Source organism: Myxococcales bacterium (assembly GCA_016703425.1).
Taxonomy (GTDB): domain Bacteria; phylum Myxococcota_A; class Polyangia; order Polyangiales; family Polyangiaceae; genus JADJCA01.
Genome location: JADJCA010000024.1, coordinates 38,291 through 53,784 on the forward strand (window position 1 = coordinate 38,291; position 15,494 = coordinate 53,784).

Genomic DNA, 15,494 nt, shown 5'->3' on the forward strand with positions numbered 1-15,494 from the left:
CCCGTGACGGCCAGCGCCGGACGGCGCTTCAGCGCAAGGAGAAGCGACCCGCTTGATCGCGGCAGGGACCGCCTTGGAGCGCGCGGAAGTTTCCGAGGATTTCCGCGAGGCCTGGCTCACCGGTCACCTGAAAGTGCATGCCGGCCACGTCGGCCGACGTCGTGAGGCCCTCCGTCGAGATCTCCGCCTCGAGCACCGAGCGTTCGGCGCAAGGGTGCCCCTCGAGCACGAGCGAGAGTCGCGCCGACAGGCCCCGCTGTTCGACCGTCACGTGCGCGGGGCGCTCCTCGGCGACCCCGTCGGTGCGCCAGGTGCCGGCCAACGTGGTGACCTTTGGGGCCGCGGCGGTGTCGATCGCGTCATCGGCAGCGGAGCACCCCACGAGCGCAACGGCGAGAAAGACCCAAGAGGTGACGCAAGAAGCGAGGCGAGCGGAGCTCATGGGCAGGCGAGGCATGGGCCCGTCGTACGCAAGCGCCACGCCACCCAGTCGGCGCCCTATTCTGGCGCGGAGCGACGGCTCCGTGAACGCTCGTTCATGGCGGCCGTCGTCGCTCGTTCGCTTGGGCCGCGCCGGCGGGTCGCTGTGTATGATGGGCCGCCGATGCGCGCTTCGCTGTTTACCCTCCTTGAAGTCGTTCGCGCGCTCGCGTCCGCGCGTCGCCTCGCAGACACACGGCCCTCTTGATTGTCGTCCCGTCATCCGCCGGCTGGAGCGAGGAATACGAGGCCTTTGCCGTGGCCCACTGGGAGGGGCCGTTGCCGGCGCAGGCGGCCCGCATCGCGAGCGAGCATCGAGGCGGCTTCACGGTCCTCACGGTCGACGGTGAGCAACTTGCTCAGGCGCCGCGCAGCCTGCGGCGCACCCTTGAGGCGCGCGGCGAAGACAAACCCGTCGTCGGCGATTGGGTTGTCTGCGAGGCGTCGGGAGGGGCCGTCACGCTGCGCGCGGTCTTGCCGCGGCGCACGCGCCTTCGCCGCAAGCGGCCGCAGAGCGAGCGGGCACAGATCCTGGTGGCCAACGTTGACGTCGTTTTCATCGTCACGTCGGCAGCGCATGATCTGAGCGTTCGCCGCATCGAACGATACCTCACCGTCGTGCGTGACGGCGGCGCCGAACCGGTCCTCGTCGTCACCAAGGCGGATCTTGTGCCCGATGCCGCGGCCGCCGAAGCGCTCGTTCTGCGCGCCGCGCCGGGCACGCGCGTCGTTTGGTCGAGCGTCGTCTCGGGCGTGGGGATCTCGGAGCTGCGGTCCATCGCCAAAGATGGGACGACGGTCGCGATGCTGGGTTCGTCGGGCGTGGGGAAGTCGACCTTGGCCAACGAGCTCGCGGGGCACGAGCTGCTCGCCGTTGGAGCCATCCGAGGCGACGGAAAGGGGCGCCACACGACGGTGCGGCGCGAGCTCGTCCGGTTGCCGAGCGGCGGCGCCCTCATCGACACGCCCGGCATGAGGGAGCTGGGCCTCTTCGAGGCGGAGCGAGGCGTTGAAGAGACCTTCGCGGACGTCGAGTCGCTGGCCGCGGAGTGCCGCTTCGCCGATTGCCAACACCAGGCGGAGCCCGGCTGCGCCATCCTCGCGGCGCTGGCCCTGGGAACGCTCGAGGCGGATCGCTACGGCGGTTACGCGAAGCTCAAGGGCGAGCTGGTGGCGCCTCCGCGGCCGGGCCACGAGGAAAGAGCCGTGGGACGTGTGGCGGCGCGCGCGCTTCGGGCTCGTCTGCGCGACAAAGGCCGCCGCTGAACGTTGTCGTTCATGAATCAGACCGACTTGCAGTCGCTCTAGAGCTACAATCGCGCCGCCATGAAAGCTTGCCTCGTTGCCCAAATCGTCGGCGTCGCTGCGCTCGGACTGCTCTACGCGTGCTCCGACGACAAGCTCAAGGCTCCCGCCAGCGACTCGCAGTTCGATGACGCCGACGAGCCGGCGACGCCCGGGCCCGTCGGTGCCGTCGACGCCCAGACCGTCGACGCCGTCGTGACGTGCGCCAGCGACGTCGATTGCCCACCGCGGGCGCCGCGGTGCTTCTTCCCCATGGCGGCGGGCTGCGGCGCCGTTGGCTCGTGTTTCACCGAGGCGCAGGCCGCCTCGTGCACCCAGGCGCGCTTCTGCCTTTGCGCGGGGGGCGCCCTAAACGGCTGCGCCCCGCCGGGCCTGTCGCCCCAGCCGATCGTCGCTGGGGCCATTTGCCCCGAGACCGACGCCGGCGCCCCGGATGATGCAGGCCTCGACGCACCTCCTGGCTGAGCGCCCGCCGCCCAAGCGGCTCGCTCTCACGCGCCTGAGCGCCTCCGAGCGCTTCCGAGTGCCTTGCGAGTCTTTCGGGCGCCTCAAGTCTCTCCGCCGGTCAGTTGCGACGAGGCGGTGCAGGATGCTAGATTTTTAGGCTCGTTCGCCTGCCTTTCGCCGACGCCCCCAGAGTGAGGTCGCCCGCGAGCCTTTCGCCCGAATGCTTCAAGCCGAGGACCTCATTCAGCGCGTTCGCGCGTACCAGCCGCTCGTCGACGAACAGCTCGTTCGGCGCGCCTACGACTACAGCTACCGCGCGCACCTCGGCCAGACGCGAAAGAGCGGGGACCCCTACTTCGTTCATCCAACGAACGTCGCGGGCATCATCACCGAGCTCCGCCTCGACGCGGCGAGCGTCTGCGCCGGCCTCTTGCACGACGTCGTGGAGGACACGCTCGCGACCACCAAGGACATCGAGCGCGAGTTTGGCAGCGAGATCTCCGAGCTCGTCGACGGCGTCACCAAGCTGTCGAAGATCGAGTTCACCTCCAAAGAAGACCGGCAGGCGGAGAACTTCCGCAAGATGGTCGTGGCGATGTCGAAAGACATTCGCGTGCTGCTGGTCAAGCTCTGCGATCGCGTCGACAACATGCGAACGCTTCAGCACATGAAGCCCGAAGCGCAGGAGCGCATCGCCCGCGAGACGATGGAGATCTACGCGCCGCTGGCGAACCGGCTGGGCATCCAGCAGTTCAAGAGCGAGCTCGAAGACCTCTCGTTCCGTTACCTCGAGTCCGACGCCTTTGAGGAGCTGGCCGCCGCGCTCACGAAGACGAAGCGTGAGCGCGACAAGTACATCGCCGATGTCTCGAAGACCTTGGCCTCTCGCCTCGCCGAGCAGTCCAAGTGGACCCCGGTGCCCGGCCGCTTCAAAGACTACATCGCGCTGCCAAAGCCAAACATGTACCAGTCGCTGCACACCACAGTGATCGGCCCCGGCCGCGAGCGCATCGAGATCCAGATCCGCACCCACGAGATGCACCGGGTGGCCGAGCGCGGCATCGCGGCGCACTGGAAATACAAGGAGCGCGGCGGCGGCGTCGCCGAGGCGGACCAGAAGAAGTTCGGCTGGCTGCGGCAGCTCATGGAGTGGCAGAAGGAGCTCAAGGACCCGGCGGAATTTCTAGAGGGCGTCAAGGTCGACCTCTTTCAGGACGACGAGGTCTACGTCTTCACGCCCAAGGGTGACGTTCGCGTCTTCCCGCGCGGCGCCACGCCCATCGACTTCGGCTACGCGATCCACTCGCAGCTCGGCGACCGCGTCACCGGCGCCCGCATCAACGGCAAGATGGAGCCGATCCGGTACAAGCTGCGAAACGGCGACGTCGTCGACGTGATCACGCAGACCAATCAGCACCCGTCGAAGGACTGGCTCGACTTCGTCGTCACCACGCGCGCGCGCGCCAAAATCCGCAACTACCTGAGGGCCGCGGAGCGCGAGAAGTCGCTGCGCCTCGGCCGCGAGCTCTTGGAGCGCGAGTTTCACAAGGCGAGCCTCAGCGTCAACAAGTTGCTCAAGAACGACGGCGAGCTCCGTAAGGTCTTCGGCGAGCTCAAGGTACAAAACGTCGAAGAGATGTTCATCGGCATCGGCTACGGAAAGATCAAGCCGACGGAGATCATCGAGGTTCTCGTGCCCAAGAGCAGCGAGGGCGAGGCGCCGCCGCCGGATTCACTCCGCGAAGGCCGCATCGAGGGCTTCGTTCGCAAGGTCAAGGGCGACGACGGCGGCATCAAGATCAACGGCATGGACGACGTGCTCGTCCGCTACGCACGCTGCTGCAATCCGCTACCCGGCGACGACATCTTGGGGTTCATCACGCGCGGTCGCGGCATCACCATCCACCGGCGTGGTTGCTCCAAAGCGTTCGACACTGACCCGGCGCGGCGGGTGGAGATCGCCTGGGACGCTAAGGCGAAGGTCAGCCGCACAGTTCAGATTCGGGTGACGACGGCCAACCGGCCCGGCATCTTGGCCACTGTGGGTCACACCTTCAGCCAGCAGGGCATCAACATCAGCGAAGCGAACTGTCGTGCCAACGACGACGGCACGGCCGTCAACGTCTTCACGTTCCAATGCTCCGATTTGAGCGGCCTCAAGGCCGTGATGAAAGCGCTCGGCAAGGTCGAGGGCGTCGTCGCCGTCGAGCGCCAATGAGCGTCGGCTGGGGGACCCCATGAGGGTCACGGTCGTGGGCGGCGGTCTCGCGGGCTGCGAGGCGGCGTTTCAGCTGGCGGAGCGTGGCATCGACGTGCTCTTGCTCGAGCAGAAGCCTCACCGGAGGACGCCGGCGCAGACCGGCGATGCGCTCTGCGAGCTCGTGTGCTCCAACTCGCTGCGCGGCGCCGCCCTCGTCAACGCCGTCGGGCTCTTGAAGGAAGAGCTGCGTCGCAGCGGCTCGCTCATCCTTCGCTCCGCCGAGCGCACCAAGGTTCCCGCGGGAGGCGCCCTGGCCGTCGATCGCGAGGGGTTCTCTCGCGAGGTGACACAAGCGCTCGCCGCGCACCCGCGCATCACCGTTGAGCATCGCGTCGTTCTGCGTATTCCCGAGGCCACGAGCGAGAGTCCCGTGATCCTCGCGACGGGGCCGTTGACGGGCGATGAGCTCGCCGCCGACCTCGCCGCTCGCGTGGGCCAAGACGCGCTCGCGTATTACGACGCCATCGCGCCCATCGTCAGCGCCGACTCGATCGACGAAGCGAAGGTCTTTCGCCAATCGCGCTGGGGCAAGGGCGACGGAGAGGGGCAGGGCGGTGACGACGCGTACGTGAACTGCCCCATGACGGAGGCCGAATACCGCGCCTTCGTGGCCGCGCTCCGCGGCGCCGACAAGGTCGAGCCTCGTGCCTTCGAAGACGTGCGTTACTTCGAGGGGTGTCTGCCCGTCGAGATCATGGCCGACCGCGGTGAGATGACGCTGGCGTTCGGCCCCATGAAGCCGGCGGGCCTCACGGACCCCAAGACCGGCCGCTGGCCCTTTGCCGTGGTTCAACTTCGCGCCGAGGACGCGGCGGCGACGGCCTACAACTTGGTGGGCTTCCAAACGCGCATGACCTACGGCGAGCAGGCGCGCGTCTTTCGGATGATTCCGGGCCTCGAAGAGTGCGAGATCCTCCGCTACGGGACGGTGCACCGAAACACGTTCGTCGACGCGCCGGCGCACCTCGACGAGCGGATGCAGCTCAGGGCGAGTCCGCACGTGTACCTCGCGGGGCAAATCACCGGCGTCGAGGGCTACGTGGAGAGCGCCGCCGGCGGCTTCTTGTGCGCCGTGATGCTGGCTCAGTCGCTCTTGGGCCACGAGGTGGTCGGGCCCCCGCCCACGACAGCGCTCGGCGGCATTCGCACGCATCTCATGCGAAAGCAGCCGAAGTATCAGCCGTCGAACATCACCTGGGCGTGTTTGCCGCCCCACGAGAACCGGCGCCTGAAGAAGAAGGATCGCTACGCGGCGCTCGCCGAGCGGGCCCTCCTCGACCTGGGGCGATGGCTCTCGGCGGCGCCCTTGATGGGCGCCCCGAGCGCCGAGCCCGTTACCAGTTCGTCGTGACGGTGCGCGTCACGAACCTCACGGAGACCGAAAGCAGCACCATGGCAGACATCAAGCGCGTCGGAATTGTGTTCGCCGGCGGGCCGGCACCGGCGGCGAATGCCGTCATCGGGGCGGCCGCCGTCTCGTTCCTGGAGGAGAACAAGGAGGTCGTCGGCTTCTTCCACGGTTACTCGAACCTTCAGGACTATCACCCGCTCACGCACCGCCTCTTGCCCGACCGCCACTACCGCATCCTAACGGAGCGCGACACGCGTGGTCTCCGCAACACGCGAGGCATTCTCATCGGAACGTCGCGCGCCAATCCCGGCAAGGGCATCGAGAAGCCGGAGGACCTCGAGGACGAAGAGAAGACGACGCGCCTCCGCAACGTCTACAGCGCCCTCGTCGACATGGAGATCGACGCGCTCGTCTCCATCGGCGGCGACGACACGCTGCGCACCGCGAACCTCCTCTATCGGTACCAGAAGACGCTCCCCCAAGGCGCGCGCCGCGTCCGCGTGATTCACCTGCCGAAGACCATCGACAACGACTACCGCGGCATCGACTTCACCTTCGGCTTCTTCACGGCCGTCGACGTGATGGCGAAGGAGCTCCAAAACCTCCGCGCCGACGCGTTGGCGACGAGCGGCTACTACATCGTCGAGACCATGGGTCGGAAGGCGGGCTGGCTCAGCTACGGCGTGGCCATCGCCGGGGAAGCCAACCTCGTCATCGCGACGGAGGACGCGGCGCAGGAGCTCTTGAGCGACGGCAAGCTCGACCTCGTCAAGCTCGCCGATCGCATCGTGGACGTGATCTTGGTGCGCGAGACCAAGTACGACAAGCACTACGGGACCGTGGTGCTCGCCGAGGGGCTCTCTGAGCTCTTGCCGGAGGGCGCCCTGGCTGGCGCGTCACGTGACGAACACGGCCACCTCTCGCTCGGAAAGGTCGACCTCGGCAAACTCGTGGCTCGCCTCGTCGGCGAACGCTACGAGGGCCGAACAGGGCGGAAGAAGAAGCTCACCGGGGTGCAGCTCGGGTACGAGTCGCGATGCGCACCGCCCCACGCCTTCGACGTCATGTTGGGCAGCCAGTTGGGCATCGGGGCGTACCGGGCGCTGGTGGAGGAAGACCTCGACGGGCACATGGTGAGCTGCAGCGGCCAGTTGCGGCTCCACTACGTGCCGTTTCACGACCTGGTGCACGAAGGGTCGCTCACCACGGAGGTTCGCTTCATCGAGGGTGGCAGCGACTTCCACCGGCTCGCGCGCTTTTTGGAAACGCGTGTCGATCCGGTGCGTGATTGGAACCCGGGGCGTCGCAACGAGGAGTGAAGCGAGCGGCGGCCGTCAGCCTCGGTTCACGGAGCGCGTGACCCAGCGATTACACTGGAGGACGACGCCCCGGGCGTTTCGCGCGAGTCCTCCGGCACGCTCGTTGCTGACGGCGCCGCGATGATTCACCGAGCCGCCTTCGTCCTCGCCCTCGCCCTCGCTTCCGCCGCCTGCGGGCACTCGCTCGAATACACGCCGCTCAACGCGCCGCCGCGTGCCCTTGCGCCGAGGAGCCCCGAGTCGGTCGAGCTTCTTATGGCGACGCGCCCCTCGCGCGCCTTCGTGGAGGTGGGCCTCTTTGAGATCGAACAACGTTCGCCCACGAGCGGCGGGACCCCGGAGATGCTCGCCAAGGTCCGCGCGCGGGCGGCCGGCGTCGGTTGCGATGCGCTCATGGTGGGCGAGCCCACGGAACGCGTCCAATCGGTGACGGGTCAGAGCTACGGGACGGTCCACCGCGGCGGCGGCGCTTCCTACGGCACGTACCAAGGCATGAGCACCGGCAGCGTCAACGTGGTGCGAGGTCAAAGGGCCGTGTGCATCGTGTACACCGAGCCGCAAACAACCGTGACGACCGGCGTCGCGCTTTAGGCAAGCGCAGGCGCACGCCGGTCGAAGCCCGGTCACGTTCGCTCACTTCGCGCGGAACGCCGTCGCGTCGTAGTTGACGCCGATGGGCCAGTTCTTGGGCTTTCCGCCCTCGCCGACGTTGTCGTAGGACTGACGCCCCTTGCCGTAGACGAGGAGGAGCTCGTCCATGTCGCCGCCGGCGTTGACGCCAGCGCCGCGGGCGCAGCCGAACACGACCGGGACGTTGCGAACCTTGTAGGCCTTGCAGCGCGTGCCGATGGGCTGGCCGTTCACCTCGACTGTGTCGCTCTCGCTCGACCGGGTGACGTTCGCGTAAGGCAGGTAGGCCGGGTACTTGCCATCGTTGCCGGTCTCGTAGCCGTTGTCCGTGAGGACGTCGGCCATCGAGAGGCAGTCGCGCCGCGAGTCGTCGGTGCCGAGCGCTGCTTCCGCTGCCAGCTTGCCGTTGGCGAAGATGCGCAGCGTGCCCTTGCCCTCTTGTCGCGAGAAGGTCGTGGCGAGCGGCTTCCTGAGGCCGCTTGCCCAGACGAGCGCAGCGCCGTGCTTCTGGATGTCGGCCGCCATCTTCGGCGCCTTCGCGCCAAGCTCGGCGTCGGTCTTCGCGTGCGTCGTGAGCGCAAGGACGGGAAGCTCCCAGGTGAAGGCGAGGTGCGTGTACTGATCTTTCTTCAGCTTCCCGCGAGCGTTCGCTTTGACTTCGTAACGCTGGCCGAGCCAGTTCATGCCGAACACGATCTCGCCGCTGTCGCTGACGTACGCTTCTGGCATCAGCTCGCCGCTGGGGGCGTTCGCCGCGCATGCGCCGTAGGAGAAGAGGCCGAAGTTCTTGCCCGGCGCGCCGGGGTCGTAGGCCGTCGGGCGGTAGTAGAGCTCGACGCCGCCCCGCAGGTCCTCTTGGTCCATCGAGGGCATGACCACGGGCGCCGCGCCGTTGGCCGTGAAGCTGACGCCGCGGTTCTCGCGCCGATCGGCGCGCGCCACGCCGTCGGTCGTCTGGACCTTGCCGGTCTGCATGAGGGTGATGCGCTCGTGGCTTCGATTGGTCTGATGCGCGAGGTAGTGGTTCCGGGCCGCGCATGACCCTTCCTTGCAATCGTCGAAGTCGATGAATCCCGCGGCGTCGTAGAAGACGCCAAGCTCGGTCACGTCTTTGGCCGCCTTCGACTCGAGGAACGGATCGAGCACGTTCACGAAGCCCGGTTGCACGAACATCGGCAGGTTGTAGTCGTGCGAGTAGTGGTTGTAGTCGCCGAACAAGATGTCAGCGAAACCGCGCTCGAAGGTATCGTCGGCCGTCGACGTCGGGTCCATGCGTCGGTTGAAGATCGTGAGCTTGCCGCCGAACCGGGGATCTTTGATCTTGAGGAGGCCTCCGCTCTTCGCCGAGCCGTCATCGGTGCGGTTCGCGTTGTACGCGCGGAGCGCCTCCGACCAGCCGGGCGTGCCGAGGCCGAGGGCCCAGTTCACCTTCTTGAGACCGGCGACCGTGCACACGTTGCCGCCGTCTTCGCAGACGCCCTCGCGGCTCCACTTGTAGCCAACGGATGCGTCGGGCGTGAAGTCCTGGACGAGGATGTCGGCGGCCGCGTGAGCTCCCATCGAGTAGCCGAGGAAGTGGATCTTGCCGAGGAGCTCTTTGCCGCTCGGGCCCTTGTCGGCAACGAGGAGCTGGTCGACGAGCTTCACGCCGAGCTGCATCGCGTGCGAAACGGCGGCGTCGTAGCCGCCACCTTGTTGCGCGAGCACCTGCCCGATGCCCGCCATCGTCTTTTGCGCTTCGCCTTCGCCGGCCAGGACGCGCATGGCGCGGTCGAAGCTCGTCCACTCGGGCGTCCCGGGCTTCGGCGCCAGCGCCTTTGCGTTGGCGCTGCAGAACGCGTCGCCGGAGCGCGCGCAGTTCCAGTTCACCGAGAAGATGATGCCGCGCGGATCGCGCTCGTTGAGCCACTTCATCACGGCCGCTTCATCGACCATGTAGTTGTTCTGAGCCGGATCACCGTAGCCGGTGAAGTAGATGTAGACGTTCGGCTTGGCCGTCTTCATGTGCTTGGCCATGTCGTCGCCGCACGCGCCGAAGCGCGAGGCGAGGTTGGCGCGGGCCTCGTCGGGGTCCGTCCGCGGGGCGATCACATCGGCGGCGATGGCCGGCTCTCGCCCGCTCGGGTCGACGTCGGGCCACGACGTGTAGTTTCCAACTTTGCGACCGGCGCCGTCTTCGGGGAAGAGGCGCGCCATGGCGGCGTTCGGGTAGGTCGCGTCGGCGACGCACACCGGCTTCGGCGCGGCGGTCTCGAGGGCCGACTCGTCGCCGTCGCCATCGCTCGTGGACGAGCAGGCGAGGGCCATCAAGGGAGCAAGAAAGAGGAGGGCGGCGGAGGAGCGCATGGCCCCCGCCGTGCACGAGGTGTGCCGATGTGCGTTTTACGAAAAGCGGGCTCGATCAAGCCCGTTGGGGCTCCGATTTGCGGAAAACCACCCTTCATGAGGTCCCAGTTGGGGAAGCAAAGACTCAGTGGCGCCCCCGAGGAGGGCGCCCTTGAAGGGCCCAAGGAAGGGCGGCGCGAGCGCCGCAACGCCGACCGCAACGACAACGGGCACGAGACCGAAGCCTCGTGCCCGCCGTTGACCTCTCCCTCGAGGGAGACGGGCTCCTCCTCAGAGGGAGAAGAGACCCGCCGCGCCCATGCCGCCGCCGATGCACATGGTCACGATGGCGTGTTTGCCGCCGCGGCGCTTGAGCTCGTAGAGGGCCGACGCGGTGAGTTTTGCGCCGGTGCAGCCGAGGGGATGGCCGAGCGCGATCGCGCCGCCGTTGACGTTGAGCTTCTCGTCCGGGATGCCCAACTCGCGCTGGCAATAGACGGCCTGCGCTGCGAAGGCCTCGTTCATCTCGATGACGTCGATGTCCTTGATGGAGAGGCCGGTCTTCTGGAGGAGCTTCCTCACGGCGGGCACCGGGCCGATGCCCATGATCGACGGGTCGACGCCGGCGGTGGCGAAGGCCTTGAAGACGCCGAGCGGCTTGATGCCCAACTCCTCGGCGCGCTTGCGCGTCGTGATGAGGCAGGCGGCGGCGCCGTCGGAGAGCGGCGACGCGTTGCCGGGCGTGACCGAACCATTGACCTTGAAGCTCGGCTTGAGGGCCGTGAGCCCTTCGAGCGTGGTGTCAGGGCGCACGAGCTCGTCGCTCTTGAACTCGAAGGTCTTCTGCTCGTTGCCTTCGTAGCGAATGGACATGACGGGGATGATCTCCGCGTCGAACTTCTTCGCTTCTCGCGCCGCCGAGGCCTTCTTCTGGCTCGCGAGCGCAAACTTGTCTTGGTCTTCGCGTGAGACGCCAAATCGGCTCGCGACGTTCTCCGCCGTGATGCCCATGGGCGTGTAGACGGCAGCAACCTTCTCCATCGCCTCAGGCGAGGCGGAGAGCTTGTTGCCTGTCATCGGCACCATGGTCATCGATTCGACGCCGCCAGCGATGACGAGATCGTTGGTGCCCATGGCCACAGCGCCAGCCGCGAGCGCGATGGCTTGAAGGCCGCTCGAGCAGAAGCGGTTGATCGTCATGGCGCTTGTCTCGGCGGGGCAACCGCCGAGCATCGCGGCCACGCGCGCGATGTTGAGTCCCTGTTCGCCTTCCGGCATCGCGCAACCGAGGATCACGTCCTCGACGTCTGACGGTTTGATGGCGGGGTAGCGCGCGAGCAGGCCGCGGATGACGTCGCCGGCGAGCTCGTCGGGGCGTTTGAAGGCGAGAGAGCCCTTGTGGGCGCGGCCAACGGCAGAGCGGACCGCATCGAGGATCACGATTTCGTTCATGGTCTGCTCCTTAGTTACGCAGCGGCTTGTTGTTCATGAGCATGTATTGCATGCGCTCTTGGCTCTTCGCCTCGCCGCAGAGGCTGATGAAGGCCTCGCGCTCCAGTTCGAGCATCTCGTCTTCGGTGACCTCGCGGGCCGCGCCACCGCGACCTCCGCACAGGACCTCGGCGAGCTTGACGGCGATCTTCGCGTCGTGCGGGCTCGCGTGGCCGCCGTCGACGAGCGTCCCGACCATCATCTTGAGGGTCGCGATGCCGCTGTCACCGGGCAGCGTGTAGGCCTTGGGTGCCGGCGGGTGGTAGCCGGCGTTGGCCATGCCGATGACGCGGGCCTTCGCCTCCGCGAGCTGCCGCGCGCGGTCGAAGGAGACGCCGTCGGTCTTGCGGAAGTAACCGAAGGCCTTCGCTTCGTCGGCGCTCGTCGCGACCTTGGCGAGGGCGATGTTCTTGAACACTTGAGTAACAACGGCGTACGAGTCGAGCTGCATGCCTTCGGGCACGCCTTCAAAGGCGCGCCAGAGCATGTTCATGGTGCCGGCCCCGCCGGGAATCAAGCCGACGGCAACTTCGACGAGGCCCGAGTACGTCTCGGCCGCGGCTTGAACGGCGTCGCAGCCGAAACAGAGCTCGAGGCCGCCGCCGAGGGTCATGTTGTAGGGAGCCGCGACGACGGGCACGCGCGCGTATTTCATGCGCTGCGTGGCGTACTGGTAGTTCTTCACCATCGTGCGGATCTGATCCCAGGCGCCGCCGCCGGCGGCCATGACGACGAGCATCAGGTTGGCGCCGACGCAGAAGAACTCGCCTTGGTTGAAGACGACCATGCCGCGAAAGTCGCGCTCGGCGCGCGCCGAGGCGTCGTGCAACATCTGGATGGTGTCCGGGTCGATGCTGTTCGCCTTCGTCTTGAAGGTGACGCCGAGGACTCCATCGCCGAGGTCCCAGGCTTCGGCGCCGTCGTTCTTGAGCACCGGCGCGCCGCCCTTGCGCGTCTGCGCGAGCGTGGCGTTGCGCGGGTCTTGCGTGACCTTCTCGTATTCGTTCTTTAGCGGCGACCAGACGGAGCCATCGTCCTTGTAGAAGCAGGTGGCGCCGGTGGCGCGCATCTTCTTGATCCATTCGGGGAGGGCGATGCCGTCTTTCTCCATGCGCTCGCAGGTGGCCACGAAGCCGAGCGCGTCCCAAGATTCGAAGGGGCCGAGGTCCCAGCTGTAGCCCCACTTCATCGCGTCATCGATGGCGACGACCGAGTCGGCGATCTCGGGGATGCGCCTGGCCGCGTAGGCCATCGACTTGGACGCGATCTTCCACGCGAAGGTGCCGGCCTTGCCGGTGTCGGCGGCGAGCTTCTGGAGTCGCTCCTTCGGATCCTCGAGCTTCGCGATGGCCTTGCAGGTGTTCTTGATGCTCTCGTCGCCACCCTTGGCGCGGTACTCGAGCTTGTACGGGTCGAAGGTCTCGATGCTCTTGTTGGCGCCCTTCTTGTAGAAGCCGCCCTTGGTCTTGTTGCCGAGGAGCTTCTTTTCGACCATCGCTTGGATGTAGGCCGGCAGCGCGAAGACGGCGCGGTCTTCGTCGTCGGGGAGCGCGTCGAAGCAGTTTTTGGCGACGTGGGCGAAGGTGTCGAGGCCGACGAGATCGCCGGTGCGGAAGCTCGCGCTCTTCGGGTGCGCCATTGGCGTGCCGGTGATCGCGTCGATGTCTTCCGGCGCCAGGCCGTCTTTGAGCATCTCGTGGATGGTCGTCATCATGGCTTGGATGCCGATGCGGTTGCCCACGAAGTTCGGCGTGTCCTTGCCCCAAACGATGCCTTTGCCCAAGACCTCGCGACCGAAGGACTCGATGCGCGTCTTGGTCTCGGCCGAGCAGTCGGGCCCCGCCACGAGCTCGAGGAGCTTCATGTAGCGAACGGGGTTGAAGAAGTGCATGACGAGGAAGCGCTGCCGGAAGGACTCGGAGCGACCCTTCGTCATGTCGACGATGCGAAGGCCGGAGGTGTTGGACGCCACGACGGCGTGGGGCGGCAGCGTCTTCTCGAGTCGCTCGAAGAGCGCCTGCTTCGGCTCGAGCTTCTCGATGATGGCCTCGATGACGAGATCGCAGTCAGCGAGCTTGTCGAAGTCGTCTTCCGTGTTGCCCGTGGAGACGAGGTGCGCGAACGACTTGTGAAAGAAGAGCGCTGGCTTGTTCTTGATGGCCTTCTCGAGGCCGCCCTCGGCGAAGCGGCTGCGCGCACGCTTGTCCGTCTTCTCGGCGTCCGTCAGGTTGGGCGGGACGATGTCGATGAGGACGACGCGGAGGCCTGCGTTGGCGAGGTGGGCGGCGATGCCGGCGCCCATGACGCCGGCGCCGATGACGCCCACTTTGTGGATGGGGCCGGCGGGGCGGGGTGAACCTTTGGGAGAGTCACTCATGTGCGCGGATCTCGCGCCGTTTTGTTCCCGCGGCAAGAGGCGGGCGGGCTTTTGTGGCTCGGTGCCGTGACGCGGCAGGGTGCGCCAACCGCCCGCGGGGTCAGCAGAATTCGTCAACGCTTAGCATGCACAGCGACGCTCTCGGCGGCCGTCGAGCCGCGTCGCCGGGGCCGCCACGTGCCGCCAGATCGTGGGGCTCGCGGCTCGGATCTTCCGTGGCGTGATCCGACGTGTAGCCGCCTTGAAACACGCGCGCCGCGCCTACGCGGCACTGCGGCTAATAAAATCCGATAGTTGGGGGCGTGCCCACCACGTGGCGGGTGCGGCCCGACCCTTGCGACGTCGCCGACGTCAGTCTGAGGAGGTCGTGCAGCCGGGCGCGTTGGCGCTAAACGGGCTGTTATCGATCCCGGCTGGCGATCCGGGGTGGGGTGTCGAAATCCCCCACATGTGAGAGTTGTGCGGTTTCAGGGCCTCACGCACTCTGGGGACAAATTGCGCAGCTCATTACGCGCACTTCTGCCCAATTCGAGAGGGACAAAACAGCCTAAGATGGCGAAACCCGTCGCGGCACGCCGCCTGCACACACGGTAGGCATGCTAAGCGAAGCCTTCCGACACGAACACCGCCTGGCCCTCCGTAACCCAGTTCGGGGGCTTCTCCTTTCACGGCTCGAGTTCTCGAACTCCAGCAGCGTCCGTCGCGCGGACATCATCGCCCCCTGGCACGAGATCCTCGTGTGCCTTGGCGGCGAGTGCATGGTCCAGCGCGCCCGAGACGCCTCGCCCCGCCTCATTCGGGAAGGCACGATCGTCGGGCTGAACCCCGGCGAGCGCTACAACGAGGAGCACTTCACGTCTGGCGCCGCCGGGGTGCTGGTGACCTTCGGCCTCCGCGACCTTGAAGCCCTCGGCATCGCCGACTTCGTCTTCGGCGATGGCGCCATCGAGGACGAGGCGTTCGTTCAAGCGGTTCGCGAGATCGTCCGCGCCGATGGCGAGACGGAGCCTGGCGAAGCGCTTCGCGACCTCCTCCAGGCCCTGACAGGGCGTCACGGCGTCGCGATCCCCGCCGACAAGCTCTTCGCCGTGAAGCGCGAGATCGACAAGAACCCCCACGCGCCCCTCTACGTGGCGCAGCTGGCCGAGATGGCCAACATGCACCCCGAGACCTTCACGCGCGCCTTCGCGCGCCGCTTCGGCATCACGCCGATTCGCTACCGCCTGCACCGCCGACTCCTCGAGGCGGCACACCTCCTCCTCACGGAGCCGCACATGCTCGTCTCCGACGTGGCCACGCGGGTCGGCTTCGAAGACCTTCGGTTCTTCCACCGCTCGTTCCGCGGTCGCTCCGGCATCAGCCCCGCCGCGTACCGTCAATGGTTCTCGGAAGCGGCCCAGGGTCGTCGTCGCGCCTCGGGCATCCCGCCCAAGGCTGGCTCCTCGAGCTCCGGCGAAGCTGCCGCCTGAGGGTCTCTTGGATGGTGCGCCGGCGAAGTCGGCGCACCGG

Annotated in this window: 11 protein-coding genes; 7 read left to right on the forward strand and 4 right to left on the reverse strand. The window is 67.1% G+C overall.

Annotation, left to right across the window (positions count from 1 at the left end; all coding sequences use genetic code 11):
* Window positions 1-28: 28 nt before the first annotated feature.
* Complete coding sequence (locus IPG50_32145; protein MBK6696807.1) at window positions 29-457, reverse strand: hypothetical protein; 429 nt, start codon at window positions 455-457, stop codon at window positions 29-31.
* Window positions 458-684: 227 nt separating this feature from the next.
* On the opposite strand from IPG50_32145, the gene rsgA reads away from it, so the two are divergent.
* From rsgA to IPG50_32175, 6 genes are all read left to right on the forward strand, one after another.
* Complete coding sequence (gene rsgA, locus IPG50_32150; protein ID MBK6696808.1) at window positions 685-1,746, forward strand: ribosome small subunit-dependent GTPase A; 1,062 nt, start codon at window positions 685-687, stop codon at window positions 1,744-1,746.
* Window positions 1,747-1,806: 60 nt separating this feature from the next.
* The gene (locus tag IPG50_32155) at window positions 1,807-2,250 is read left to right on the forward strand and encodes a hypothetical protein (protein MBK6696809.1); all 444 of its coding nucleotides are present in this window, start codon (window positions 1,807-1,809) and stop codon (window positions 2,248-2,250) included.
* Between the two features lie 202 nt (window positions 2,251-2,452).
* Window positions 2,453-4,450 (forward strand): bifunctional (p)ppGpp synthetase/guanosine-3',5'-bis(diphosphate) 3'-pyrophosphohydrolase, encoded by a 1,998-nt coding sequence (locus IPG50_32160; GenBank protein ID MBK6696810.1) that lies wholly within the window; start codon window positions 2,453-2,455, stop codon window positions 4,448-4,450.
* 19 nt (window positions 4,451-4,469) lie between these two features.
* A complete protein-coding gene (gene trmFO, locus IPG50_32165) occupies window positions 4,470-5,843 on the forward strand; it encodes a methylenetetrahydrofolate--tRNA-(uracil(54)-C(5))-methyltransferase (FADH(2)-oxidizing) TrmFO (protein ID MBK6696811.1) in 1,374 nt (457 codons plus the stop codon).
* A 41-nt stretch (window positions 5,844-5,884) separates the two neighbouring features.
* Window positions 5,885-7,162: a 6-phosphofructokinase gene (locus IPG50_32170; protein MBK6696812.1), complete on the forward strand. Its 1,278-nt coding sequence runs from the start codon at window positions 5,885-5,887 to the stop codon at window positions 7,160-7,162.
* A 120-nt stretch (window positions 7,163-7,282) separates the two neighbouring features.
* Window positions 7,283-7,753, forward strand: a complete 471-nt coding sequence (locus tag IPG50_32175) for a hypothetical protein (protein ID MBK6696813.1) — start codon at window positions 7,283-7,285, stop codon at window positions 7,751-7,753.
* Between the two features lie 42 nt (window positions 7,754-7,795).
* Here IPG50_32175 and IPG50_32180 read toward each other — a convergent pair whose 3' ends face one another.
* The 3 genes from IPG50_32180 to IPG50_32190 form a co-directional block, all read right to left on the reverse strand.
* Complete coding sequence (locus tag IPG50_32180; protein ID MBK6696814.1) at window positions 7,796-10,138, reverse strand: hypothetical protein; 2,343 nt, start codon at window positions 10,136-10,138, stop codon at window positions 7,796-7,798.
* 270 nt (window positions 10,139-10,408) lie between these two features.
* The gene (locus IPG50_32185; GenBank protein MBK6696815.1) at window positions 10,409-11,569 is read right to left on the reverse strand and encodes a thiolase family protein; all 1,161 of its coding nucleotides are present in this window, start codon (window positions 11,567-11,569) and stop codon (window positions 10,409-10,411) included.
* Window positions 11,570-11,579: 10 nt separating this feature from the next.
* Window positions 11,580-13,985: a 3-hydroxyacyl-CoA dehydrogenase/enoyl-CoA hydratase family protein gene (locus IPG50_32190; protein MBK6696816.1), complete on the reverse strand. Its 2,406-nt coding sequence runs from the start codon at window positions 13,983-13,985 to the stop codon at window positions 11,580-11,582.
* A gap of 596 nt (window positions 13,986-14,581) precedes the next feature.
* Between IPG50_32190 and IPG50_32195 the strand changes: the two genes are divergently transcribed.
* Window positions 14,582-15,454 (forward strand): helix-turn-helix domain-containing protein, encoded by an 873-nt coding sequence (locus IPG50_32195; protein MBK6696817.1) that lies wholly within the window; start codon window positions 14,582-14,584, stop codon window positions 15,452-15,454.
* Window positions 15,455-15,494: the final 40 nt, after the last annotated feature.